Below are 26,454 nucleotides of genomic sequence, written 5' to 3'. Positions count from 1 at the left end.
TTACTTCTCCCCGTTTAATTTTCTGTACTTAAACAACATATTGGTATTATATTGTTGTTTAAGCGACATTTCATACGTAAATTGTTGGTTGTAGTTTCAAAATAATTATTTATAATTATAAACGATAGTCCTTCAGAAATCAGCACCGCTCGCAGGTAGATAAATTTCGATTTACACCGCAGATGGTGTGATTTTTTTGTTTAAAGGTTAACATAATTAACAATTAAACACTCTAAACAATAAGGGCGTAAATAGTTTAGAAAAAAATTATATGCGATATAAGGAGAGGAATGCAATGAATCAGTTTCGAAGAATGGTGATTATCAACATTATCACATTAATTGTACTAGTTGGCGGCGGTATTGGCGGTTATTACTATTACAATCAAGCGGAAAATTACTTGAAAACAGACAATGCAAAAATTGATGGAAAGGTAATTCCGATTGCATCACCAGTAGCGGGTAAATTAACGGACTGGAAAGCTGAGGTAGGTAAGAATTACAATGAGAATGATAAATTAGGTGCTGTCACTGTAGCAGCAGCTAATGGAGAACAAACAGTAGATGTAACAATTCCGCAAAATGCAACAGTTGTACAATCAAACGCAACAACAAATGCTTTCGTTGGAGCAGGTAGCCCGATCGCTTACGCATTTGACATGAACGATTTATGGGTAACAGCAAACATTGAAGAAACAGATGTTGATGATGTTCAAAAAGGTCAAGATGTAGATGTGTATGTAGATGCATACCCAGATACAACATTATCAGGAAAAGTAGAGCAAGTGGGCTTAACAACAGCGAACACATTCTCTATGTTACCATCAAGCAACGCAACAGCGAACTATACGAAAGTAACACAAGTAGTACCAGTTAAAATTTCTTTAGATCATAGTAAATCAGTAAATATTGTTCCTGGCATGAATGTGACAGTTCGTATTCATAAGTAAGGGGGAGATGAGATGTCCTCAATCATAATTGCAGGATATGCACTATTTTGTATAATCGTCTTCTTCCTTGTAAATCGTCTTTTACGAAAGAAAAAAACGAATGTGGGAGAAGAACAAGTCCCAGCCGTAAGTAAAATAGAAGTAAGTAAAGTAGAAACAGAAGAGAAAGAAATTGAACGGAAGCAAGAATCGGAAATCTCTAATGTAGTTGAGTTAGAAACAGGAAATCAAGAAGAAGTAAAACAAGAAAAAGAAGTGCCGAAAAAACAAATGTCTATGCCTGTAGAGAATGTGAACGTAAAAGCAGTTGTAGCTGTATTAATTCTCGGCATGTTCGTTTCTATTTTAAACCAAACAATCATTAACGTTGCATTGCCACCGTTAATGAATGAATTTAACGTTTCAACTTCAACAGCACAATGGTTAATTACAGGTTTCATGCTTGTAAATGGTATTTTAGTACCGATTAGTGCCTTTTTAGTTTCGCGATTTACGTATCGTAAATTATTCGTAGCAGCAATGTTATTCTTCACTGTAGGATCTATCATTTGTGCTATTTCAGGAAACTTTACAATGATGATGACGGGCCGCGTTATTCAAGCGGTTGGTGCGGGTATTTTAATGCCGGTTGGTATGAATATCTTCATGACATTATTCCCGCCTCATAAGCGCGGAGCAGCGATGGGATTACTAGGTGTAGCGATGATTTTAGCACCAGCTATCGGACCAACTGTAACAGGTTGGGTGATTGAAAATTACAGCTGGAACTTAATGTTCTATGCGATGTTTATTATTGGTTTAATTATTACGTTCCTATCTTTAAAATTCTTTACACTAGCTCAGCCAGTGTCTAAAACGAAATTAGATATATTTGGTGTGGTTAGTTCAAGTATTGGACTAGGAAGCTTATTGTATGGATTTAGTGAAGCTGGAAATAATAGTTGGACTAGTGCAGAAGTCATTATTTCACTTGTTATCGGTGTAATTGGTTTAGCGTTATTTATTTGGAGAGAGTTAACAACGGACAATAAAATGCTTGATTTACAAGTGTTTAAATATCCAGTATTTACTTTCACTTTAGTAATTAACGCAATCGTAACGATGGCATTATTCGGAGGTATGCTATTACTTCCAGTATATCTACAAAATATTCGTGGCTTTACGCCAATTGAATCTGGTTTACTACTTCTTCCAGGATCATTAATTATGGGAATCATGGGACCGGTAGCGGGTAAATTATTCGATAAATATGGCATTCGTCCATTAGCAATAATTGGATTGGCAATTACGACGTATGCGACATATGAATTTACAAAATTATCGATGGATACACCGTATAGCGTTATTATGACGGATTATATTATACGTTCAATTGGTATGTCATTCATTATGATGCCAATTATGACAGCAGGTATGAACGCACTGCCGATGAAATTAATTTCTCACGGTACAGCAACGCAAAATACGTCAAGACAAGTAGCGGGTTCAATTGGGACAGCGATTTTAATTACACTTATGACGCAACAAACAACTGCTCACGTAGCAGATTACGGTAATATGTTAACAACGTCAAATCCAATTTTAGTTGATAAAGTACACGGTATGGGGCAAAGCTTAGCGGCCTTAGCCGGATCAGCGCAAGCAGGAGATGCGATGGGCACACAACTATTATATGGACAAATTTCAAAGCTATCTGCAATTAATGGTATTAACGATGCCTTCTTAATTGCAACAATACTCGCAGGTGTTGCTTGGGTGTTATCGTTCTTCTTACCATCAGGCAATAAGCCAAATAGAAAAGCAGGGAATTAATTTCCCTGCTTTTTTGTGTTTTTTATGCAGTTAGATATAAAAGATGATAACCAGTTACAGAGCACAATCCTGTTATAACCAAAATCGTCCCCATAGAACGAATACTCGATATTTGTCTTCCGCTTATAATAGCTAATAGTCCAGCTAAAGAGAAGAAACACCAATATAAAGTTCCCGAAATTGGAACAATCCTCTCTAAATCTATTCCAGAGCCTATACAAATGATAGGAACAACGATAAGTAATATGCTAATTAAACCAGCTATAATAGTAAGTGATTTACGACATTTCATACCAGCAATAATTAAAAAAATACCAACGATAAATGCGCATAACATTAAAGTAAGAGCTAAAATCATCCAAGTTAATATTCCAAACACTTTTGCATTACCTCCGATTTGTAAGTTGCTAAAAATATTATATATAGAATGAATCACCTACAGACATGAGCTCCCAGAAGATAACACCTAATATTCCAGTGGTAAAAATAATGAATCCCATATTACGTATACTTTTAATTTTTGCTTGTACTCCACTTACCCCTGCTAATAATCCAGTTAAAGAAAATAGGGTCCAGTAAAGAGCAGTTGGAATCGGGAAAATTGTATCGATATGAATCCCTACACTTAAAAGAACAAAAGGTAGTATGACAAAGGATAGGCTAAGTAGCCCCATTAAACCAACGCGTAATTTCCGATATTTAATCCCTGTTACTATTAAAAAAATACCACCAACAATCCCGCATAGTAAGAGAAGTGGCGTAAAAAGCATCCAAATAATACTGAACATATGTAAACTCCTTTATGTGAATTAAGTTATATTTTACTACATGAGGTTTATTTTGGATATTATTAATAAATATGTATAAATTGATAGAAATGAGTAGTACCGATACGAATTAATAGATATAGAGCATGTTAGAGAGGAGTGGGCATATGAAAATTACAGAAGAGAACGTTGCAATGCAGCTAAGAAAAAGGGATGAAAAAGCGTTATACTTTATTATCGACCAGTACGGCGGACTTATAAAAAGTATTGTTCAGAAGCATTTAGCTTCTTTTCAAGATGTGCAAGAGGAATGTATGGATGATGTGTTGTTGGCGATTTGGAATCATATTGAAAAGTATGATGAAGAGAAAAATACGTTAAAAAATTGGATTGCAGCTATTACAAAATATAAATCTATCGATTATGCGAGGAAATATGCGAAGACAGTAAATGAAAAAGGATTAGATCAAATAGGTGAAATAGCGATGCATACCGATACTACTAAAAATGAAATGAGTAATGATATGGAACATATATTAAATCATTTAAAGAAGAACGATAAAGAAATCTTTATGAAGCATTACGTGCAAGAGGATAGTGTAGAAGATATTGCGGAGAAAATGGGAGTGAAAACTTCTTTTATATACAATCGTCTATCGAGAGGTCGAAAGAAGCTAAGGGCATTATTTTTACATAACCGGATGAAATAAATAAGAAGAGAGGTGAAGAAAATGAAAGATCCATATGAAATGTTAAATGATATAAAAATGGATGAGAATGAATATGAAGAGGTTAACTTAACGCACATAGAGAAAAAGAAAATAAAAAAGCGAATTCGTAAAAAAATAAAAACGAACAAAGCTCATACGAAACGGAATATAGCTATTGTAACAACGGCTGCGGCATTATTTATCATGATGATGACTGTAGATATGAGAAGGATGATTGCAGATATACCGTTAATCGGAAGTAAAATGGAAGACTACGTGAACAGTAGAGGCGAACCTTTAAAAGAATATAAAACGACAATAGGACAAACAGTTTATGATAACGGTGTAGAAGTACGATTAGATGAAGTGATGATAGATGAGGGGCAGATTATTGTTAATAGTACGTTTAAGTCTAGTCGTATCAATTTAGAGGGCTCTTATCCTAGCCCTGATATTTATATAAATGGAAAACAGTTAAATGGTAGCGGTAGCGGCGGGGACAAGAAAATAAATGAATACACGTATACATTTTTCTCAAATATAGATTTAAAAGATGGTGAAATGAACCCTCTAGAAATTCATGGAGAATGTGATATACAAGTTGTATATAGAGATATCTCTTTAAAAGAAGAGAATTCAACATGGAAAGGAGAATGGGGCTTTTCCTTTAAAGCATCTGGAGACAAATTAAAAGCTGAAACGAAGACAATCCCAATCCATAAACATTTTAAATTAGAAAATGGTCAAAAAATAGAAGTGGAAGATTTAAAAGTTTCTCCTATATCTACGAAGTTGAACTATAAAATGTTGAATGGAACAAAATTAGAGGTGAAATTTATCGCGAAAGATCAAGATGGAAACGAGCTAATACCACATTCAGGCCTTACATTATCAAAAAATAGTTATTGGCGATTTGAAAAGCTAGAAGATCGTGTAACGAAAATTATACTGACGCCTGTCCTAACTTCTGGTGAAGAAGGAGAAAAGAAAACGAATTATCGAAAAGTGCTAACGGAAGAAGAGTTTGAAGTTGTTATAAAAGAGTAAAAAGAGGTATCGCGATGATACCTCTTTTTAACTTAAGAATGCCAACATATTATTCATAATATGAAGTAACATAGCTGGAATAATGGATTTTGTTTTTTTACATAAAATAGCCATTAATAATCCCAAGAAGAAAGTAATTACCATTACCCCAAGTGAGTATGTATGAGCGATCCCGAAGAAGAAACTTGTTACGATGGCTGCAATCCAAAATGGAAAGCGTTCAGAGAAGAAGTGAAGTAAAAAACCACGGAAAATAAGCTCTTCAAAAATTGGTGTGAGTATTGCAAAGCTGAGAAGTAATAATATTTGATACTGCTTAAAAATGTCTAAGTTTAGTGCGGAAGATTGCTGCTTTGTTGCGTCTTGGAACACATAATTTAACAGTATGTAATTGAGTATGATGTTTATAACGAAGAAAAGAAGTAAGTATACGTATGTGCGCCATTCTTTCAGTGCTTTAAAGTTAAAAGATTTTAATAGTAAATTTTTTGCGGGTTCGAATTTAAAAATGAAGAATAACAACACGGTTAGTTGTAATACGGTACTTGCAGTATTGGCAATAGATTCGTACAGGGCAATTTGTTTTTTATCTGTAAGACCTGCTGTATAAATTGTTAAGGGCATTGCGAGGAACACAGTAATAAGTCCGGTTCCAAAAAAAGCAAATAAAACGGAGCTAATGAATTGTCCCCATGACATAGAGTGTTTCTGTTCATAAGGAAGTTGTGTAGCGGGTTGCATATTTAGAATCACCTCTTTATATTTGTATATTTAATTATAAAGTATTTCGTTTTTGAATGTAACATTTAAATATTACATATAAAGGTTTATTTTCCATAAAATAATAAAAGAGGTATCACCCTATAGTGATGCCTCTTTCTTATTGATAACTATGTTCTGCTTTGTTATTCGATTTTGATTGCTCTATTTGCAATTCACGCTCTACCAATCGATCTAACTGCTGAATTGCTTTTAGTGCTTTTTCATAAGAGATAGTCCGGTAATGGTGCGCTCCTCCCGGTTCTTCATCTGCTTCATCTGCCCACTTAATAATGTTTTGTAGAGGTGTTCTTTCAAGTGATTGTTCTACTAGGAAAGAATCAGTATGCAATAGAATTGCAACAGAAATTTCTTTTGCTTGCTTTGGATGTTCGCCTAATCGGATTAATAACTTATGAGCTCGTTCCGCTCCTTTAATTGCATGGATATCATTCTTTTTATATAAGTCATAGTCCCATTCGCCGCCTGTGTACCACGTATGATGTCCGATATCATGAAGGAAACCAGCTTTTGTCGCAGCATCGACTGAGGCGTGATGCTTTTTAGCTAAGTGAAACGCATGGTAAGCGACAGCAATCGCGTGGACCATCCCAGAACGATTTACGTATTTTTGTGTAATATGGTGTTTAAAAATTTGTTCAAGCGTAATACGGTGCATAAAACATTCACTCCTTTTATCTAATGGTGTATATGAAGAAAAATCGATCGGTTTAAATGTATTTTGAACATTGTACTCCATCGAGTAGCGTTAGTAAAGTAGAAATGTTTAGGGAAAGAAAAAAATTTTCGGCAAAAAATCACCTTAGCTTATGCAAAGGTGATTTTCAAATTGTTTATTTTTTTAATCCTTGCTCTAACGTTTCTAACATTTCGTGCTTTTCATTTTCATCAGCGTTTTTCCAAATGACTTCGAATAAAACACCAAGACCTGGAAGCATTTTTTCTTCACCGCTTTGAATTGCATCTACAATTGTTTCTTGTAATTGGTCTTGTGAATTTCCAGATACATTTGCTAATACAGCACCGCGTAAATTAAAACTCATTGCTTTCACCTCTTCTTCAGAATTGAAACTGACGTTAGTTTTTGTTCTTTTTTATGTAAATATGTATGAAAAATAGGCTATAATGATAAGACAAGAAGAGAGGGAAATACATATTATGAAAAACATTGATTCATTACAAAATCCGCGTGTAAAGCAGTGGAAAAAGCTGCAAACGAAAAAAGAACGCGATAAACAAGGGTTGTTCTTTGTAGAAGGATTCCATTTAGTGGAGGAAGCTTTAAAGGCAGGGGTTGTAACAGAACTTATCGTTTCAGATCAGACAGATCTTCCGAAAGATTGGACAGTTAATGATGTGGAAATGTATATTGTGCCTGAAGCAATCGTAAAAGTACTTCGTGAAACAGAAACGACGCAAGGTGTATTTGCTGTTTGTGAGAAGCATGAGAAAGAAGTAGTTCTTACTGATGGGAAATTTCTTCTATTAGATGGCCTGCAAGACCCAGGTAATTTAGGAACGATTATTCGTACAGCTGATGCAGCTGGTATTCATGCCGTAGTGCTTGGAGAAGGTTGTGTTGATGTCTACAATAGTAAAGTACTCCGCTCTACACAAGGTTCTATTTTCCACTTACCAATTGTAAAAGGGAACTTAGAAGAATGGGTAGACAAGCTAAAAGAAAATAACGTTCCTGTATATGGAACAGCTCTTGAAAATGGAGTTCCTTATGGTGAAGTAACGCCGGCCGGAAGTTTTGCATTAATTGTAGGAAATGAAGGAAATGGCGTACGCCAAGAAATTCTTGCAAAAACAAATCAAAACTTGTATATTCCGATTTACGGCGGGGCAGAATCATTAAATGTTGCGGTTGCAGCAGGGATTTTAACGTATTATTTACAAAGCCCAGTTGCGAACAAATAAAAAACTTCTTATAATAAGTTGAAGTACATGTTCGTAATGAACATATAATAAAAGTTAAATAACGAAAAACGTTGATAGAGAAGAGTAGCTTACAAAATCGCCATATAGGGAGAGAATGCCGTAGACTGAAAGCATTCTTATGGTAGACGGAAGTGAATTCACCTCTGGAGTTGACGCCAGGACCATGTATATGTAAAGGCGTTCCGGTCAGAATTGATCGTTATAACTAATGAGTGGGCAGACATGTTCTGTCAATTTAGGGTGGTACCGCGAATTTACCTCGTCCCTTTTTGGGAGCGAGGTTTTTTTATTTTTAAAATTAGGAGGGTTCCAAAATGGAAGCACGTTTAAAAGAGCTAAAGCAAAAAGCGTTAGAGCTGATTGAAGAAGCGAAAGAGCTAAAAGGCTTAAACGACGTACGCGTAGCGTATTTAGGAAAAAAAGGTCCAATTACAGAAGTATTACGCGGCATGGGAAAATTATCAGCAGAAGAGCGTCCACGTATGGGAGCGTTAGTAAATGAAGTACGTGAAGCGATTCAAACGCGTCTAGAAGACAAAATTGGTAACTTAGAAAAAGCAGTAATTGAAGCGAAATTAGCTACTGAAACAATTGATGTTACACTGCCAGGTCGTCCTGTTGAAACAGGTTGTCACCATCCGTTAACAGCTGTTGTTGAACAAATTGAAGATGTATTCATCGGTATGGGTTATGAAGTAGCTGAAGGAACAGAAGTAGAAAAAGACTACTACAACTTCGAAGCATTAAACTTACCGAAAGATCACCCAGCACGTGATATGCAAGATACATTCTACATTACAGAAGAAACGTTACTACGTACACATACATCTTCTGTGCAAGCACGTACGATGGAAAATAATAAAGAAAAAGGCCCAATTAAAATTATTTGTCCTGGTAAAGTGTATCGCCGCGATGACGATGATGCGACGCATTCACACCAGTTCATGCAAATTGAAGGTCTTGTAATTGATAAAAACATTCGCATGAGTGATTTAAAAGGTACACTACAAGTATTCGTGAAGAAGATGTTTGGTGAAGATCGTGAAATCCGCCTTCGTCCAAGTTTCTTCCCATTCACAGAGCCATCTGTAGAGATGGATATTTCTTGTATGATGTGTCACGGAAAAGGTTGCGGCACTTGTAAAGGAACTGGCTGGATCGAAATTTTAGGCGCAGGTATGGTTCACCCGAACGTACTTGAAATGGCTGGTTATGATTCAAAAGAATATCAAGGTTTCGCATTCGGTATGGGCGCAGAGCGTATCGCAATGTTGAAATACGGCGTTGATGACATTCGTCATTTCTATACAAATGATGTACGTTTCTTACAACAATTCAAACGAGCGTAAGGGAAGGAGAGGATAAATATGTTCGTATCATATCGTTGGTTACAAGAGTATGTAGATATTAAAGATGTAACAGCACAAGAACTAGCAGACAAAATCACGAAAAGTGGTATTGAAGTAGAAGGTGTTGAAGTATTAAATAAAGGTGTAAAAGGTGTTGTAGTTGGTCACGTATTAGAATGTGAAAAACACCCAGAAGCTGATAAATTAAGCAAATGCTTAATCGATATCGGTGAAGAAGAGCCAGTTCAAATTATTTGTGGAGCTGCTAACATTGCAAAAGGTTTAAAAGTACCAGTTGCAAAAGTTGGAGCTGTACTTCCTGGTAACTTCAAAATTAAAAAAGCAAAACTACGCGGTGAAGCTTCTCACGGTATGGTTTGTGCTCTTCAAGAGCTTGGTATTGATGGAAAGTTAGTTTCAAAAGAATATGCAGATGGTATCTTTATCTTCCCAAGTGACGCTGAAGTTGGTGCAGATGCACTTGAAATTTTAAACTTACATGATGAAGTACTTGAGCTTGGTTTAACACCAAACCGTGCAGATTGCTTAAACATGTTAGGTGTTGCGTATGAAGTAGCTGCTATTTATGGCCGTGAAGTAAAACTTCCAGCTATTAACTTACAAGAAACAAAAGAAAAAACTGCTGATTACATTTCTGTAAGTGTAGAAGCGAAAGAAGAAAACCCATTATATATTGCAAAAATGGTGAAGAACGTAAAAATTGGTCCATCACCAATGTGGATGCAAACTCGTCTTATGGCAGCTGGTATTCGTCCAATTAGCAATGTAGTTGATATTACAAACTACATTTTAATGGAATACGGTCAACCGTTACATGCATTTGATTACGATAAATTAGGTTCAAAAGAAATCGTTGTTCGTCTTGCAAAAGAAGGCGAAAAAATTGAAACGTTAGATGATCAAGAACGTACATTACAAAGCCACCACCTTGTAATTACAAACGGAACAAAAGCTTTAGCTGTTGCAGGTGTAATGGGCGGAGCGGATTCAGAAGTTACAAATGAGACAGTAAACGTTCTAATTGAGTCTGCATACTTTGCAGGTCAAACGGTGCGCCGTACATCAAAAGATTTAGGTCTTCGCAGTGAATCAAGTGCACGTTTCGAAAAAGGAATCGACCCAACACGTACATTTGAAGCAATTCAACATGCAGCTGCATTAATGGCGAAATACGCTGGCGGAGAAGCACTTGAAGGTGTAGTAGAAGCTGATAACTTACAAGTACAAGAGCGTACAGTATCTGTTACTGCTGAAAAAGTAAACCGTGTATTAGGTACAGATATTTCTGCAAGTGAAATGGGTACAATGTTCACAAACTTAAAATTCCCATTTACAGAAGTAGAAGGAACATTCCATGTGAATGTACCAGCACGTCGTCCTGATATTACAATTTCAGAAGACTTAGTAGAAGAAGTGGGCCGTCTATACGGTTATGACCACATTCCAGTTACATTACCTTCTGGAACAATGACTCGTGGTAAATTAACATCAGCACAAACGAAACGTCGTAAAGTACGTCGCTTCCTAGAAGGTGCTGGTTTATATGAAGCAATCACATATTCATTAACAAGCGCTGATAAAGCGAAGCAATATATGGTTGAGCCAAACGAAAAAGCTCCTGTAAACCTTGCACTTCCAATGAGTGAAGAGCGTAGCCAACTTCGTTTAAGCTTAGTGCCACAATTGTTAGAAGCAGTTTCATACAATGTCGCTCGTAAAAACGACAGTGTTGCTTTATACGAAGTAGGTTCTATCTTCTTACCGACAGAAGCAGGAGAACTTCCGAAAGAAGAACAACATCTTGCAGGTGTGATGACAGGTCTTGCTCTTCACCATGCATGGCAAGGTGAGAAGAAAGTAGTAGACTTCTTCGTTATGAAAGGTGTACTAGAAGGACTATTCGACGTACTTGGCGTTTCAAACCAAATCACTTATGCACCAGCAAAACGTGAAGGTATGCACCCAGGCCGTACAGCTGACATCGTATTAGATGGCGAAGTAATTGGTTTCATCGGTCAATTGCATCCGGAAGCAGAAAAACAATTAGATGTGAAAAATACATTCGTATTTGAACTATCCCTTGTAAAAGTATTCGGTGCAGACGCAGAAGAAACGTATTACTCAGCAATTCCACGTTTCCCATCTATGACACGTGATATGGCTGTTGTAGTAACAAAAGAAACAAAAGCTGGTGAAATGAAGCAAGTCATTGCTGAGGCTGGCGGAGAACTTCTGAAAGACGTAACACTATTTGATTTATACGAAGGTGAAAAAATGGAAGAAGGCAAGAAATCACTTGCATTCTCTATGACCTACTTCGATGCAGAACGTACGTTAACAGACGAAGAAGTAACAGAAGCACATAACCGTGTATTAACAACGGTAGAAGAGAAATTTGGTGCGGAGTTACGTAAGTAATTAGAAAATTGCCGGATTCATTCCGGCAATTTTTTTATTGCACAATCGTCAAAAGATGTCGGTAAGTCGATATATTATAAAAATCGCTTATATATTTTCTGGCATCTTGCATCTTTCTCTCGAATGTAGTACATTAATTTTAGTTTAACAAAACGAAAGACGATGATAAGGAAAAGTAGTATATACTATAATCCAAAGCGAGTCAGGGATGGTGAGAGCCTGATGAGGCGGTATATGTGAAGAACACCTTGGAGTTGCTAACCGAAATTGAATTTTGTATTCAAGAGTAGACTTAGACGGGAATCCGGCCTGTTACAAACCGGGAAGTATGTATTACATACGAGTTAAAGTTGGTCTTTATGACAAATTGGGTGGTACCGCGAAGTTTAACCTTTCGTCCCTTTATGGATGAAAGGTTTTTTTGTATTTAAATATATCAGCAAAGGAGAATTTCACTATGGAAAACACATTAGTAAAAAGTCTATATAGAGATACAGAAAAGTATGCAGGTCAAACAGTACAAGTATCAGGGTGGATTCGTAACTTACGTGATTCAAAAGCATTCGGTTTCATCGAATTAAACGACGGTAGCTTCTTCAAAAGCGTTCAAATCGTTTTCGATACAGAATTAGAGAACTTTAAAGAAATTGCAAAACTTCCACTTAGCTCTTCAGTGAAAGTAGAAGGAAAAGTAATTGCAACGCCTGGAGCGAAGCAACCATTTGAAATTAAAGCAGAAAAAATTGATATCGAGGGCCTATCAGATTCTGATTACCCACTTCAAAAGAAGCGTCATACGTTTGAATACTTACGTACAATCGCTCACTTACGTCCAAGAACAAATGCATTCTCTGCAACGTTCCGTGTGCGTTCTATCGCAGCATTTGCGATTCACCAATTCTTCCAAGAGCGTGGATTCGTACATGTTCACACACCAATCATCACTGGTAGTGATACAGAAGGTGCTGGCGAAATGTTCCGCGTAACAACGCAAGATTTAAACAACGTACCAAAAGGTGAAGACGGACAAGTTGATGAAGCAAAAGACTTCTTCGGCAAAGAAACAAACTTAACAGTAAGTGGACAGCTGAACGCTGAAGCTTATGCATTAGCATTCCGTGATGTATACACATTCGGACCTACATTCCGTGCGGAAAACTCAAACACAACTCGCCATGCTGCTGAGTTCTGGATGGTTGAGCCCGAGATTGCATTCGCTGAGTTAGGCGATGTAATGGATCTTACAGAAGATATGCTGAAATATGCAATGAAATACGTACTAGAGCATGCACCAGAAGAAATGGACTTCTTCAACAGCTTCGTTGATAAAACAGTTCTAGAGCGCATGAACAACGTAATTAACTCTGACTTCGGTCGTATCACATATACAGAAGCAATTAAAGTACTTCAAGAATCAGGTGCTGACTTCAAATACCCCGTAGAATGGGGTATTGATTTACAAACAGAGCACGAAAGATACTTATCAGAAGAAATCTTCAAACGCCCTGTATTCGTAACTGACTATCCGAAAGACATTAAAGCGTTCTACATGCGTATGAATGAAGACGGTAAAACAGTAGCTGCTACTGACCTTCTAGTTCCTGGCATCGGCGAATTAATCGGCGGAAGTCAACGTGAAGAAAGAATGGACGTTTTAGTAGACAGAATTAAAGAATTAGGTATGAACGAAGAGGACTACTGGTGGTACTTAGAACTTAGAAAATACGGCGGTACAAAACATGCTGGATTCGGTCTAGGTTTCGAGCGCTTCCTAATGTACATCACTGGTATGGCTAACATCCGTGACGTAATTCCATTCCCAAGAACTCCAGGTTCTTCTGAATTCTAAAATATGAAAAAAGCGAGAGGATTTCCTCTCGCTTTTTATTTTGTATAGTTTATTACCTCATAGCAAAAAGTAACGCGAAGGGGTGAATATAAATGAGTAAAAAAGTGAAAAAAGATCATTCAAGATCAGGCCTAGGTTCTCCGGAAGTAGAAGGACAAGGAACGACGACACATGAAACAGGTTCTCATAAAGTATCTTCATCTAATAAGAAGCAGAAAAGAAGCTAACATAAAAAGGAGAGTCTTGGCGACTCTCCTTTTTTATGTATTACACCTTATTATCGTTAATTTCTTTTGTAATTTTATCTACATCTTTGTCTAATCGATCTAAATAGAAAAACCACAGTAAACTCATGAACACGTAATAGATGGCCATAACGCCGAGGTTATCAGATATATTTTCGAATGTGGATTTAGTAGTGAAAAAAGCACCCCAAATGGTAGAAATAGTGAGGTAAGAAAGTGGACCTACGAGGTGTACGGAAACATATAATAACTTTTACAGCGTTCATATGAAATACCTCCTTTTTCTAATCATACATTCAAGTTCTTCACAGAAGTGTTGTAGTTTTGCTGGATTATGTATTAACAAGTGGGCATCGTGTTTTCCGATAAATCTGCGGATCCGAAAGTTTAATAAGAAAGATCGACCATAGCGCTCTATTAAATCGTTGAACGCTGGTTGTTCACTTAGTAGCTGAAGGTTTTTTCTAATTTCAAACTGTCTTTCGTGTGGATCACCTAGTAAAATATTTAGAATCATTTGTAGAAGTAGAAATGGGAATCCCTTCCTTTAATTTGAATAATATGTATATTTATATTGTAACAAAAATATAAGGGCGATAGTAGGGTGAAGCAAAAAACAGGAGTTTGTAGGCTCCTGTTTTTGTCGATACTATTTTAGTAAGCGAAGCGCCTTCTCCGTATTAGCAAAATGCAGTTTCACAAACTCAGGTAATCGTTCTTTACCAAGCCTTTGAATTAATTTAGCAGCAGCGATATCAACTTGTTTACCAGCACCTTTTGGAAGTGGCATACCAGCTTTTTTGCTTAGCTCGTCAAACTGTTTTACGAATGAGTAACGAGCTAAAATAGAAGCAGCGGCTACTGCTAAATGAACGCTTTCACCTTTCGTTGCGAAGTAAACATTTTCGCGCTGTACCTGTTTTTGTTTTGCTAAATATTTGTAGTATGTATCAGGTTGTGTGAATTGATCGATTAAGACGCCTTCAGGTTTTGTAGGTGCAATTTTAGTTAATAAGTTTGTAATAGCTTTATTGTGTAGTAAAGCTTTTAACTTACCTTGGTTGTTTCCTTTATCAAATAGCTCGTTATATTTTTCGTTATGAAGGACAAGAGAGCTATAAGGAACAACGTGTAGAAGTTGTTTCGCAATGGCAGTAATTTGATCGTCATTTAAGTTTTTAGAGTCTTTTACACCAAGTTCTTTTAGTAGTGGAATTTGCTTCGCATCCACATATACAGCAACTACTGTCATCGGTCCGAAGAAATCACCAGTACCAACTTCATCTGATCCTACGATAGACATTGTACTGATGGAAGTAGGCGGTGCATAACGGTGTGAATCGACAGATTTTTTTACAGCTGTTTTCGGTGTTTGAGAGACAGTTTGCCAACGGGAAGCTTCTGCTTCAGCACGTCCACCTTGGAACATTACTTTTCCAGATTTATAAGCTGTAATTGTGCAAGAGGGCACCTTTGCCATGAAGATTCCGCCTTGTGGAATTTTCGGGCTAAGCGAATGTTTATATTGTTGTTTCATGTCTTCAATTACTGTAGAATTTGTTTGAATTACGATAGAATTTGACATAAGAGTCACCCCTTTTTTTATATTGTTATTTTTATCATATCGGATTGTTCTTTCTGTTTCCATAATATGATGGTTCATGGTATGATAAACTTTAGGATTCTGTACGTGATTGGAGGCCGGTGAGTTGTCACAACAAAAGGGAAAGAAAAGTCGAATTAATGTAGAAATCTATGGTCAACAATATTCAGTTGTTGGCGATGAAAGTACAAGTCATATCCGCATGGTAGCAGCGATTGTGGATGATAAAATGCGCGAACTCAATGCCAAGAATCCTTCGCTTGACACGAGTAGACTAGCGGTATTGACGGCGGTAAACGTCATACACGATTACATAAAATTAAAAGAAGAACATGAGAAATTGAAAGAAAGTATGACAAAAAAAGGAATGGAATAACATGATTGATATTATTATCATTTTACTGCTTGTTATGGGATTTTTTCTCGGCTTACGCAGAGGGTTTATTCTGCAACTTGTAAAGTTAACAAGCTTTATTATCGCATACCTTGTTGCATACTGGTACTGTAAAGATTTAGCGCCAGCACTTGCGAAATTTATTCCGTATCCATTTGATAAAAACGTATCTGTTCCAGAATGGATTGATGCAAATAATATTGAGACAGTATTTTATCAAGCACTTGCGTTTATCATATTGTTTATTATTACAAAAATTGCACTTTCATTACTTGGTAATTTGTTAAATATGTTTGCAGAAATACCGGTTTTAAAGCAAGTAAATGCGTTTGCGGGGGCAATCCTCGGATTTTTAGAAGTATATATTATTTTGTTTGTCTTAATTATCATTGGAAACATTCTTCCGATTGAACAAGTACAAACACCATTACAAAAATCATCAATTAGCAAAATAATTGTAGACGATACACCGATTCTCTCTGAAAAGGTGAAGGAACTATGGCAGACAGGTAGCAGAGTATAACTTCTCTTTTTTCGGAAAGAGGAGTTTTTTTCTATGAAAGAAAGGCGGGGTAATGATGAAAGTAAATAAAAAACAAGTTATTAAATTATTGGAGACAATCGGGCTTTTTATGGAATTAAAGGGCGCGAATCCATTTAAAATATCTGCATTTCGTAAAGCGGCAGCAGCATTAGAAAGTGATGATCGTAGTCTTTCTGAGATTGAAGATTTCACGAAGATTCCGGGCATTGGAAAAGGGACGGCAGCAGTTATTCAAGAATATATAGAATCGGGAACATCTGAAGTATTACAAGAGCTTGAACAAGAAGTGCCAAGTAGCTTATTACCGTTATTAAAGCTACCAGGTCTTGGTGGTAAGAAGGTAGCTAAGTTATATAAAGAACTTGGTGTTGTTGATCTGGAATCGCTAAAAGCTGTTTGTGAGGAAAATAAAGTACAAGCTTTAGCAGGTTTTGGTAAGAAGACAGAAGAAAAAATATTAGAAGCAATTGATCAAGTAGGGTCTCGTCCAGAGCGTTTACCAATCGCGATGGTATTGCCTATTGCCGGGGAAATAGAGGAGAAATTGTCGAATATTGCTGAAGTAATTCGTTTCTCGCGCGCTGGTAGCTTGCGCCGAGTTCGTGAGACAGTGAAGGATTTAGACTTCATTATTGCAACGACAGAGCCGGCAGCAGTGCGTGAGCATTTATTACAGTTTGATAATATGATTGAAGTAATCGCGAGCGGTGATACGAAAGTTTCTGTTCGTCTTCAATATGAATACGATATTTCAATCGATTTCCGCTTAGTAAAACCAGAAGAGTTTATTACAACGCTTCATCATTTCACAGGCTCAAAAGACCATAACGTGAAAATGCGTCAAATTGCAAAAGATAAAGGCGAGAAAATTAGTGAGTACGGTGTGGAAAACTTAGAGACAGGTGAAGTGAAAACATTTGAGACTGAAGAAGAATTCTTCGCTCATTTCGGTCTTCCATTTATCCCGCCAGAAGTGCGTGAAGATGGAAAGGAAATTGAATTAATTAAAGAGTATCCAAACTTAATTCAGTTCTCTGATATACAAGGTGATTTACATATGCATACAACGTGGAGCGACGGTGCCTTTTCAATTGAGGAAATGGTACAGGCATGTCGTGCTCGTGGTTATAAATTTATGGCAATTACCGACCATTCACAATACTTAAAAGTAGCAAACGGTTTAACGGAAGAGCGCCTTCGTGAACAGGCGAAAGAAATTGAACGTATGAACGAAAAGTATCCAGACATTACAATCTTACGCGGGATTGAAATGGACATTCTACCGGATGCAACACTTGATTTTGATGATGAAGTATTAGCGGAATTAGATTATGTCATTGGAGCGATTCACTCTAGCTTCTCACAAGACCGTGAAACGATTATGAAACGTCTTCGTACAGCACTTGAGAATAAACATGTCACAATGATTGCTCATCCGACAGGACGTCTTCTTGGACGCCGTGAGGGTTATGATGTAGATACAGATTTATTAATTGAACTCGCAAAAGAGACAAATACAGTTTTAGAATTAAATGCGAATCCAAATCGTCTAGATTTAAGCGCAAAATTATTAAAACAAGCACAAGATGCTGGTGTAAAAGTAGCGATTAATACGGATGCTCATACACTTGAAATGTTAGAAGATATGGAAACAGGTGTAGCGGCAGCACGTAAAGGCTGGATTCAAAAAGATAACGTGATTAACACGTGGGATATCGAACGTTTATTAGACTATATTAAACGTAATAAGTAACACAAGGGGGACCTGCAACATGTTAGAAAGAACGTTGCGTGTATTAGAATACAATAAAGTAAAAGAACAATTACTTGAACATACAGCCTCTTCACTTGGTCGTGACAAAGTGAAGAACTTAGTGCCGAGCACTGATTTTGAAGAAATTGTAGAGATGCAAGATACAACGGATGAAGCAGCGAAAGTCATTCGTTTAAAAGGTAATGCACCATTAGGGGGTATTACGGATATTCGCTCAAATGTGAAGCGTGCAAAGATTGGAAGTATGTTAAGCCCAAATGAACTACTTGATATTGCCAATACGATGTACGGTAGTCGCAATATGAAACGTTTCATTGAAGATATGGTTGATAATGGTGTCGAGCTTCCCATTTTAGAAACTCATGTCGCTCAAATTGTATCTTTATATGATTTAGAAAAGAAAATTACAAATTGCATCGGTGACGGCGGGGAAGTAGTCGATAGCGCAAGTGATAAACTGCGTGGCATTCGTACTCAAATTCGTACTGCGGAAAGTCGTATTCGTGAAAAGCTAGAAAATATGACCCGTTCTTCAAACGCGCAAAAGATGCTATCTGACTCGATTGTAACGATTCGTAACGAACGTTACGTAATCCCAGTAAAACAAGAATACCGCGGCGTATATGGCGGTATTGTTCACGATCAATCTGCTTCTGGACAAACGTTATTTATTGAACCACAAGTCATTGTAGAATTAAATAACGCACTTCAAGAAGCACGCGTGAAGGAAAAACAAGAAGTAGAACGTATCTTATTGATGTTAACAGAAGAAGTGGCAGTAGAAGCGGATATCGTTTTATCAAACGTAGAAGTAGTTGCAAATCTTGACTTCATCTTTGCGAAAGCTTTTTACGCGAAGCGTATTAAAGCAACGAAACCAATCGTAAATAACGAGCGTTACATGGATTTAAGACAAGCACGTCATCCGCTTATTGATCCAGAAATTATCGTGCCAAATAACATTATGTTAGGTAAAGATTTCACGACAATTGTTATTACGGGGCCGAATACAGGTGGTAAAACAGTTACGCTGAAAACAGTTGGTATTTGTGTATTAATGGCGCAGTCTGGTCTTCATATTCCAGTAATGGATGAGTCAGAAATTTGTGTATTCAAAAATATTTTTGCTGATATTGGTGATGAGCAATCGATTGAACAAAGTTTAAGTACGTTCTCCTCACATATGGTGAACATTGTAGATATTTTAGAAAAAGCTGATTTTGAAAGCTTAGTTTTATTCGATGAATTAGGTGCTGGAACAGACCCGCAAGAAGGGGCTGCACTTGCCATTTCAATTTTAGATGAAGTATGTAATCGTGGTGCTCGTGTTGTTGCAACGACGCATTACCCAGAATTAAAAGCATACGGATATAACCGTGAGCAAGTTATTAATGCGAGTGTTGAGTTTGATGTGAACACGTTAAGCCCAACATACAAATTATTAATTGGTGTACCAGGACGTAGTAATGCCTTTGAAATTTCGAAACGCCTTGGATTATCTGATCGCGTGATTAATCAAGCACGTAACCACATTAGTACAGATACAAACAAAATTGAAAATATGATTGCGAAGTTAGAAGAAAGTCAAAAGAACGCAGAGCGTGACTGGAACGAAGCAGAAGCACTTCGCAAGCAATCTGAAAAACTGCATCGCGAATTACAGCGTCAAATTATTGAATTTAACGATGAGCGCGATGAAAAATTATTAAAAGCGCAAAAAGAAGGAGAAGAAAAAGTCGAAGCTGCAAAGAAAGAAGCAGAAGGCATTATTCAAGAACTTCGTCAATTGCGTAAAGCACAGCTTGTAAACGTGAAAGACCATGAGCTTATTGAAGCGAAGAGCCGCCTAGAAGGGGCAGCGCCAGAGCTTGTGAAGAAACAAAAAGTAAACGTGAAAAACACTGCGCCGAAACAACAATTACGAGCAGGCGATGAAGTAAAAGTGTTAACGTTCGGTCAAAAAGGTCAACTACTTGAAAAAGTAAGTGATACAGAGTGGAGCGTACAAATTGGTATTCTGAAGATGAAAGTGAAAGAATCCAATATGGAATACATTAATACACCGAAGCAAACTGAGAAAAAAGCAGTCGCAAGTGTGAAGGGTAGAGATTATCACGTTTCATTAGAGCTTGACCTTCGTGGTGAACGTTATGAAGATGCAATGATGCGCGTTGAAAAATATTTAGACGATGCACAGCTTGCAAGCTATCCGCGCGTGTCAATTATTCATGGTAAAGGAACAGGAGCGCTTCGCCAAGGTGTACAAGATTACTTGAAGAAACATCGCGGCGTGAAAAACTATCGCTACGGTGACATGGGCGAGGGAGGCCTAGGCGTAACAGTTGTCGAATTAAAATAGAAAACAACGAAACAAAGGGGAAACCATTATATGTTTATGGACAAACTTGCAAAAGTATTGTTAGCTTGTTGCGGAATATTTTTGGTGATTGGGGTTATTTATTTAGTTGTTTTTGCGAAGTAAACGAGCGTCAATCGTGGCAGAGTGATATTGCCATAGATTGACGCTTTTAATATATATGAAAAGGAATAAAACATGAAAATCAACCAATACATAAGCGAAGCAAAATCCTGCTCAAGACGTGAAACAGATCGCCTTATTAAAGCAGGATGCGTGGCAATTAACGGTGAAATATGTACGCACGGTGCACTCGTGAGCGAGGGTGATGTAGTAACGATTGATGGACAGGTGATTGCAAAAGAAGAGAAAGAAAAGGTGTATATCGCCTTTCATAAACCAGTTGGAATTACTTGTACAGCAGCCGATCACATTGAAGATAATATTATTGATTATATTAATTATCCAGAGCGTATCTTTCCTGTTGGGCGATTGGATAAAGCGTCAGAAGGACTTATTTTATTAACGAATGACGGTGCGATTGCCAATCAAATTTTACATGGTGATCATGAGCACGAGAAAGAATATGTTGTCACAGTCGATAAACCTTTTACAGATTGGTTTATTGATGAGATGTCCAGTGGTGTAAAGATTAAAGATGGCATGACGAAGCCATGTAAAGTGACGAGAGTGGATCAGTCTACATTTCGCATCGTTTTAACGCAAGGGATGAACAGACAAATTCGTAGAATGAGCCGTGCTTTCGGGTTTACTGTGACAAAACTAAAGCGAGAACGCATTATGAATATAGAGCTAAATGATCTTGAAGTAGGAAAGTGGCGAGACATTACAGCTGAAGAATTAAAATTATTAATAGGACAGTTATAGGGAGGAAAAATTTTCTCCCTATATTTTTTTGTCAGAAAAAATAAAACTATTGATTTTTTTAAAAATAGCCCATATAATAAAAAACAACAAGTTTCGACAAGATATTTTATAAAAGTAATGATGAGGACATGAGTTGTTTTCTACGATTCTCAGAGAGGGAAGCCTTAGGCTGTGAGCTTCCTAATACGAAAAGACAAGCTTACCACCTCTAAACTTCAAGAGTGAACTGCATGCATGATGCATTGTAATTCTTGGCGGATAAAACCGTTATCAATTTACACGAGCTATAAAATGAGCTTATTTCGTTATAAATTCATTTTATTAGAATAAGGGTGGAACCACGATTTCAACACTCGTCCCTTTGTTAGGGACGGGTGTTTTTTGCGTTCTTTTACGGGGAAGTATGCTTGAAAGAGGATATATGACGGTTTTTAATTCAGAATATTTTGTTAAATAAAAGATTAGGAGGTTAGTAGAAATGAAATCATCTTTAAAGTTTTCTGAGATGTTTGCAATAAGTTTAATGTTATTTGCACTATTTTTCGGTGCGGGTAATATGATTTTTCCACCAGCATTAGGACAAGGTGCTGGAACAGATGTATGGATCGCGTTATTTGGTTTTATCGTAACAGGCGTTGGATTGCCTTTATTAGGAGTTATCGTTATAGCTCTAAAGGGAGATATTAATGAGCTTGCAGGACGTGTACACCCTATATTCGCTCTAGTTTTTATCACTGCAATTTATTTATGTTTAGGCGTATTCGTAAGTGTGCCACGTACAGGAACTGTTGCTTATGAAATGAGTGTTGCACCGTTTTTACCAAGTGAGATAGCGGGTCAATCGTATCCACTTGTTATCTTTACATTCATTTTCTTTGCCGTAACTTTCTATTTAGCTTTAAACCCATCAAAATTAGTGGGCCGTATTGGTAAAGTATTAACTCCGATTTTATTAGCTGTTATTGCAATTATTGTAGTGAAAGCAATTATTACACCAATGGGTGAATTTGGTGCACCGACAGAAGCATATAATGCTCCGCTCTTTAAAGGTTTTATTGATGGATATTTAACTTTAGATGGACTTGCAGCACTTGTTTTCGGAAATGTTGTTATTAATGCTTTAAAAGGAAAAGGTATTACAAATAAGAATAGCATTGCAAAAGTAACAATTTTTGCAGGATTTATTGCAGCACTTGGTTTACTACTAGTTTACTTGGCGCTTGCTTATCTTGGAGCTTCTAGTGTATCTCTTGGAATGGGAGCAAACGGAGGAATTATTTTAACAAACGTTGTAAATCATTTATTTGGTAGTTACGGGACTTTATTATTAGGAATCGCAATTACAGCAGCATGTTTAACAACTTCTGTAGGGATTGTCGCAGCTTGCGGAGAATATTTCTCTTCTTTATTACCGAAGCTTTCTTATCAAAAAGTTGTTTTCATTTTCTCTGTATTAGCATTTATGGTAGCGAATCTTGGGTTAACGCAGTTAAATGCATTAGCATTACCAATTTTAATTGCAATTTACCCAATTGGTATTGTGCTCATTGTATTATCACTTGTTGAAAACTACGTTCGTCTTCCATTAGCGATGTATGTAGGAGGTATTGTAGGAGCATTTGCAATAAGTTTCTTTGATGGATTACACAATGCAAACCTTCAAATTGCAGCGCTAGCCCCTATTTTAGATAAGATTCCATTATATAGTGTAGGCATTGGTTGGTTAGTTCCAGGCATAATCGGTATAGGATTTGGTTATATAGTTTCTAAGTTTCAAAAGCAGGAAATTGCTGTAGAAAAATAGAGTAAAGAGGCTTTCTATGAAAGAAAGCCTCTTTTTTTGTAGAAAAAGCCGTATATAGAGATATTTAGATATTTAAAATTTTATACGTAATATAGTTGACAAAAAAATTATGAGTAGGCTAAGATTGACTTAGTTGTGGAAATATTGGAAGGAAAGTGAGGAGTGAAAGGTATAAAGTTTTCTATAACGATATCATTTTTGTAAATAGAGGTGATAGAGTAGGAAAATGGATAGTTTTATTTTTTTTGAGATTCATTGAGAATGATAATCAACGAAAGAGATAGGGACTTATGTTAAAATGTGAATCGCTCTTTATACGGAATAGAGAGGGATATTATTTTTAACATTAAGTGAGAATGATAATCAATAATATCTACAGTACATAAATAAATTACAATAAAATAATGGTAGAGGATTATTATTTTTTTCTTATAAATTGAGAATAATTATCATTTTCAAAAAGTGCGGATGAAAGATAAACAAGGAGGAAGTAAGCCAAATGAGAAAGATTTCTGTATTACCTGCTTTTATTATAACGTTCGTATGTATGCTAGCTTTTCTTGTTATGCCATATGGGAAAGCTTCAGCACAACTAGCTGACGGTACTTATGATATTAACTACGTCATTCAAAAAGCGGAAAACGATTCAGCTTCAATGGCAAATGATTATTTTGAAAAACCAGCTAAGTTAGTTGTAAAAAATGGCGAGATGAGAGTACAAATTCCGATGAACCATAGTGCTTGGATTACAGAATTTAAAGCACCTGAGAACGGGAATTTTGTTGATGCAAAAGTTGTTAGTAAAGACGAATCAGCAGATAAAAGAACTGTAGAGTTTAAAATAGACGATTTATCTAAACCAGCAGCTGCAAAAATTCATGTTGTTGTACCAAACGTAAATTATGACCACCACTACACAATTCGTTTTGCTTTTGATGCAAATGTAAAAGCTGTAGGTGGCGATAACGGCGTAGCTGCTACAACAAAAAATAATGATCAAGCGAAAACAGATACACAAGTAAAAGAAGAGAAAACAAAAGTAGAGAGTAAGGAAACAGCTAAAGAAGCGAACAAAGAAACAAAAAATGAAAATGGAAAAGCTGAAAAAACAGATAATCCAAAAACAGGCGATGAAGCACGTATTGGATTGTTTGCAGCGTTAATTCTTATTTCAGGTGCTTTCTTAATTCGTAAAGTGAAGTTGAGTAAATAAATCTTTTGAAGGGTGATGAATATATGTTTAAACAATTTAAAATGATTATTGCCGTATTTGCTGTTTTATTTACGTTTATCGCAACACTAGGTTTACAAGATGCAAAGGCTGCTACAAAACTAGCTGATGGAAAATATAATATTGCTTTTACTATATGGAAAGGCGATAAAGATGAATCGTCTAGAATGAATAGTTATTTTGAAAGCCCAGCAACATTAACAGTTAAAAATGGAAAACAATATGTTTCATTTAAAGTGAAAGATAGTGCTTCTATTAAAAGTTTCCAAGTAGAAAAAGATGGTCAATTTGTAGAAACAACAGTGTTAAGTGAAAACAAAAAAGATAATACTAGAGTTGTAGAATTTGAAGTTGCTGACTTGTCAAAAAAACTAAATGGCAAGGTGAAAATTAATATTCCAATTATTAATTATAATGCTTCGTATGATATTCGCTTTGTATTTGATGGGAACAGTATTAAATAATTTTCAAAAGGGAGAGTCGTTCAATTGAACAGGTATACAAAAATTATTGTTGCTATGTTTTTAATGATATTTACATTCGTATCAACATTACAACCACTTGCAGTTCAAGCAGCTACCAAGTTGGCTGACGGTGAATATTCAATTGGCTTCAAAGTTTTAAAAGATACATCAGATGAAGAATCGATGATGAACCAATATTCAGTAAGCCCGGGAACTTTAAAAGTGAAGGATGGGAAAAAGAAAGTATCCTTTACATTAACGAATAGTTCATGGATTACGAAGTTTGAAACAGAAAAAGCAGGTAAGCTAGTTGCGACAAATGTAATTAGTGAAGATAAAGAAAAAGATACAAGAGTAGTAGAATTTGATGTAGAAGATGTAGAGAAGGTATTAAATGCAAAAGTAAAAGTAAATATTGATTTTTTAAATTATCATCATGAGTACGACGTTCGTATTGCATTTGATCAAAATAGCATTACACCAATTCATGTAGAAAAACCAAATGAAAAAGAGGATCCAGCTAATAAGCCAGATCCAAATGAAACTACCGATCTAGGTCAGAAGCCCGACCAAAAGCCTGACCCAGATCAACAACCAAATTCTAACACAATTACAGATGGTGCGTACAGCATTCCATTTAAAGTGTTAAAAGATCAAACAGATGAAGAATCTAAGATGAATACTTACATGGTAAATCCAGGAGTATTAAAAGTAGAAAACGGTAAGAAAAAAGCAATTGTAACATTAAAAAGTAGCTCATTAATTAAAAATTTCCAAACGGAAAAAGATGGCGCATTTGTTGATGCAAAAGTAGTGAGTGAGGATAAGGAAAAAGATACAAGAGTAGTAGAGTTTGAAGTAAACGATTTATCTAAAAAACTAAATATAAAAGTATTTATCGAAATTGCATCAAGAAATTATAAGCAAACGCATGAGTTACAACTTCAATTTGATCAAGAAAAGCTTGAGCCAATTAAGAATGAAGAAAAACAACCAGACGGTGATAAAAAGCCAGAAGTAGAAAAACCAGATGCTGAAACAATTAAAGACGGTGAATACAGCATCAATTTCAAAGCTTTAAAAGATCAAACAGAAGAAATTTCAATGATGAACACGTATACAAAGAGTCCAGGCGTGTTAAAGGTGAAAAATGGTAAAAAATATGTATCATTCACATTAACGAATAGTGCATGGATTACAAAGTTTGAATTTGAGAAAAATGGTTCGTTTGTTGATGCAAATGTAATAAGTGAAGATAAAAAAGCTGATACACGCGTAGTGGAAGTAGAAGTACCAGATTTATCGAAAAAGTTAAATGCAAAAGTAAAAGTAGATATCGATTCAATGAATTATCACCATTTTTACGATATTCAATTTGCATTTGATAAAGGTAGCATTAAGCCGTTAGATAACCAAGGCGGAAACGACAACCAAGGCGGAAACGACAACCAAGGCGGAAACGACAACCAAGGCGGAAACGACAACCAAGGCGGAAACGACAACCA

25 protein-coding genes, 1 pseudogene and 3 other annotated features are annotated in these 26,454 nt (G+C 36.3%); of the genes and pseudogenes, 18 read left to right on the top strand and 8 right to left on the bottom strand.

Annotated features, from left to right (window positions below; all coding sequences use genetic code 11):
* Positions 1-295 precede the first annotated feature (295 nt).
* Positions 296-949 carry an HlyD family secretion protein gene (locus V7S50_RS07530; RefSeq protein ID WP_063224738.1) on the top strand — a complete coding sequence of 218 codons (654 nt, stop codon included), beginning with the start codon at positions 296-298 and terminating at the stop codon, positions 947-949.
* A gap of 12 nt (positions 950-961) precedes the next feature.
* Positions 962-2,761 (top strand): DHA2 family efflux MFS transporter permease subunit, encoded by a 1,800-nt coding sequence (locus V7S50_RS07525; RefSeq protein WP_242252530.1) that lies wholly within the window; start codon positions 962-964, stop codon positions 2,759-2,761.
* A 22-nt stretch (positions 2,762-2,783) separates the two neighbouring features.
* Here the strand turns inward: V7S50_RS07525 and V7S50_RS07520 are convergent, their stop codons facing one another.
* A complete protein-coding gene (locus tag V7S50_RS07520; protein WP_242252531.1) occupies positions 2,784-3,140 on the bottom strand; it encodes an ammonia permease in 357 nt (118 codons plus the stop codon).
* A 37-nt stretch (positions 3,141-3,177) separates the two neighbouring features.
* A complete protein-coding gene (locus tag V7S50_RS07515) occupies positions 3,178-3,549 on the bottom strand; it encodes a DNA-binding protein (RefSeq protein WP_336375983.1) in 372 nt (123 codons plus the stop codon).
* 146 nt (positions 3,550-3,695) lie between these two features.
* Here V7S50_RS07515 and V7S50_RS07510 point away from each other — a divergent pair, with 146 nt between their 5' ends.
* Together V7S50_RS07510 and V7S50_RS07505 are read left to right on the top strand one after the other, a co-directional pair.
* A complete protein-coding gene (locus tag V7S50_RS07510; RefSeq protein ID WP_242252533.1) occupies positions 3,696-4,238 on the top strand; it encodes a sigma-70 family RNA polymerase sigma factor in 543 nt (180 codons plus the stop codon).
* A 21-nt stretch (positions 4,239-4,259) separates the two neighbouring features.
* A complete protein-coding gene (locus V7S50_RS07505) occupies positions 4,260-5,285 on the top strand; it encodes a DUF4179 domain-containing protein (protein WP_242252534.1) in 1,026 nt (341 codons plus the stop codon).
* Between the two features lie 27 nt (positions 5,286-5,312).
* On the opposite strand, the gene V7S50_RS07500 is transcribed toward V7S50_RS07505, so the two are convergent.
* The 3 genes from V7S50_RS07500 to sspI form a co-directional block, all read right to left on the bottom strand.
* Complete coding sequence (locus tag V7S50_RS07500) at positions 5,313-6,026, bottom strand: CPBP family intramembrane glutamic endopeptidase (protein WP_242252537.1); 714 nt, start codon at positions 6,024-6,026, stop codon at positions 5,313-5,315.
* A gap of 139 nt (positions 6,027-6,165) precedes the next feature.
* Positions 6,166-6,723, bottom strand: coding sequence for an HD domain-containing protein (locus V7S50_RS07495; RefSeq protein ID WP_000554798.1), 558 nt, complete (start codon positions 6,721-6,723; stop codon positions 6,166-6,168).
* A 175-nt stretch (positions 6,724-6,898) separates the two neighbouring features.
* Positions 6,899-7,108 (bottom strand): small acid-soluble spore protein SspI, encoded by a 210-nt coding sequence (gene sspI, locus V7S50_RS07490; RefSeq protein ID WP_000009509.1) that lies wholly within the window; start codon positions 7,106-7,108, stop codon positions 6,899-6,901.
* Positions 7,109-7,190: 82 nt separating this feature from the next.
* On the opposite strand from sspI, the gene V7S50_RS07485 reads away from it, so the two are divergent.
* The 5 genes from V7S50_RS07485 (at position 7,191) to V7S50_RS07465 (ending at position 13,873) form a co-directional block, all read left to right on the top strand.
* Positions 7,191-7,988 carry a TrmH family RNA methyltransferase gene (locus tag V7S50_RS07485; RefSeq protein ID WP_242252538.1) on the top strand — a complete coding sequence of 266 codons (798 nt, stop codon included), beginning with the start codon at positions 7,191-7,193 and terminating at the stop codon, positions 7,986-7,988.
* A 62-nt stretch (positions 7,989-8,050) separates the two neighbouring features.
* Positions 8,051-8,279: a binding site (T-box leader), on the top strand.
* A 44-nt stretch (positions 8,280-8,323) separates the two neighbouring features.
* Positions 8,324-9,358: a phenylalanine--tRNA ligase subunit alpha gene (gene pheS, locus V7S50_RS07480; RefSeq protein ID WP_000388220.1), complete on the top strand. Its 1,035-nt coding sequence runs from the start codon at positions 8,324-8,326 to the stop codon at positions 9,356-9,358.
* Between the two features lie 18 nt (positions 9,359-9,376).
* Entirely contained in the window at positions 9,377-11,797 is a 2,421-nt protein-coding gene (gene pheT / locus V7S50_RS07475; protein WP_242252540.1) for a phenylalanine--tRNA ligase subunit beta, read from the top strand.
* A gap of 153 nt (positions 11,798-11,950) precedes the next feature.
* Positions 11,951-12,202, top strand: a binding site (T-box leader).
* 52 nt (positions 12,203-12,254) lie between these two features.
* Positions 12,255-13,646, top strand: a complete 1,392-nt coding sequence (gene asnS, locus V7S50_RS07470; protein WP_063224745.1) for an asparagine--tRNA ligase — start codon at positions 12,255-12,257, stop codon at positions 13,644-13,646.
* 92 nt (positions 13,647-13,738) lie between these two features.
* The gene (locus V7S50_RS07465) at positions 13,739-13,873 is read left to right on the top strand and encodes a YuzL family protein (RefSeq protein ID WP_000039590.1); all 135 of its coding nucleotides are present in this window, start codon (positions 13,739-13,741) and stop codon (positions 13,871-13,873) included.
* A gap of 40 nt (positions 13,874-13,913) precedes the next feature.
* Here the strand turns inward: V7S50_RS07465 and V7S50_RS07460 are convergent.
* The 3 genes and pseudogenes from V7S50_RS07460 to rnhC all read right to left on the bottom strand — a co-directional run.
* Positions 13,914-14,144 (bottom strand): annotated as a pseudogene (locus tag V7S50_RS07460) (hypothetical protein); the annotation flags it as partial.
* Between the two features lie 9 nt (positions 14,145-14,153).
* Entirely contained in the window at positions 14,154-14,408 is a 255-nt protein-coding gene (locus V7S50_RS07455; RefSeq protein WP_242252541.1) for a hypothetical protein, read from the bottom strand.
* Between the two features lie 132 nt (positions 14,409-14,540).
* Complete coding sequence (rnhC, locus tag V7S50_RS07450) at positions 14,541-15,476, bottom strand: ribonuclease HIII (protein ID WP_242252542.1); 936 nt, start codon at positions 15,474-15,476, stop codon at positions 14,541-14,543.
* Positions 15,477-15,600: 124 nt separating this feature from the next.
* On the opposite strand from rnhC, the gene zapA reads away from it, so the two are divergent.
* The 9 genes from zapA to V7S50_RS07405 form a co-directional block, all read left to right on the top strand.
* The gene (gene zapA, locus V7S50_RS07445) at positions 15,601-15,870 is read left to right on the top strand and encodes a cell division protein ZapA (RefSeq protein ID WP_000082701.1); all 270 of its coding nucleotides are present in this window, start codon (positions 15,601-15,603) and stop codon (positions 15,868-15,870) included.
* A gap of 1 nt (position 15,871) precedes the next feature.
* Complete coding sequence (locus tag V7S50_RS07440) at positions 15,872-16,411, top strand: CvpA family protein (RefSeq protein ID WP_000565409.1); 540 nt, start codon at positions 15,872-15,874, stop codon at positions 16,409-16,411.
* Between the two features lie 55 nt (positions 16,412-16,466).
* Complete coding sequence (gene polX / locus V7S50_RS07435; RefSeq protein ID WP_242252543.1) at positions 16,467-18,185, top strand: DNA polymerase/3'-5' exonuclease PolX; 1,719 nt, start codon at positions 16,467-16,469, stop codon at positions 18,183-18,185.
* Positions 18,186-18,204: 19 nt separating this feature from the next.
* On the top strand, positions 18,205-20,565 hold the full coding sequence (locus V7S50_RS07430) for an endonuclease MutS2 (RefSeq protein ID WP_242252544.1): 2,361 nt from the start codon (positions 18,205-18,207) through the stop codon (positions 20,563-20,565).
* A gap of 195 nt (positions 20,566-20,760) precedes the next feature.
* Complete coding sequence (locus tag V7S50_RS07425; protein WP_242252545.1) at positions 20,761-21,450, top strand: 23S rRNA pseudouridine(2604) synthase RluF; 690 nt, start codon at positions 20,761-20,763, stop codon at positions 21,448-21,450.
* Between the two features lie 108 nt (positions 21,451-21,558).
* Positions 21,559-21,814: a binding site (T-box leader), on the top strand.
* Positions 21,815-21,928: 114 nt separating this feature from the next.
* Positions 21,929-23,254, top strand: a complete 1,326-nt coding sequence (gene brnQ6, locus V7S50_RS07420; RefSeq protein ID WP_242252546.1) for a branched-chain amino acid transport system II carrier protein BrnQ6 — start codon at positions 21,929-21,931, stop codon at positions 23,252-23,254.
* A 499-nt stretch (positions 23,255-23,753) separates the two neighbouring features.
* The gene (gene isdC / locus V7S50_RS07415; RefSeq protein WP_242252547.1) at positions 23,754-24,467 is read left to right on the top strand and encodes a heme uptake protein IsdC; all 714 of its coding nucleotides are present in this window, start codon (positions 23,754-23,756) and stop codon (positions 24,465-24,467) included.
* Positions 24,468-24,490: 23 nt separating this feature from the next.
* Positions 24,491-24,949 carry an NEAT domain-containing protein gene (locus tag V7S50_RS07410; protein ID WP_242252548.1) on the top strand — a complete coding sequence of 153 codons (459 nt, stop codon included), beginning with the start codon at positions 24,491-24,493 and terminating at the stop codon, positions 24,947-24,949.
* 24 nt (positions 24,950-24,973) lie between these two features.
* The coding region (locus V7S50_RS07405; RefSeq protein ID WP_336375982.1) for an NEAT domain-containing protein at positions 24,974-26,454 on the top strand (1,481 nt) is incomplete at its 3' end.

The sequence above is a fragment of the Bacillus sp. CCNWLW194 genome (assembly GCF_037120585.1).
GTDB lineage: Bacteria > Bacillota > Bacilli > Bacillales > Bacillaceae_G > Bacillus_A > Bacillus_A basilensis.
Note: the sequence above shows the minus strand (reverse complement) of the source record. Positions and strands in the feature narration are given on the sequence as shown.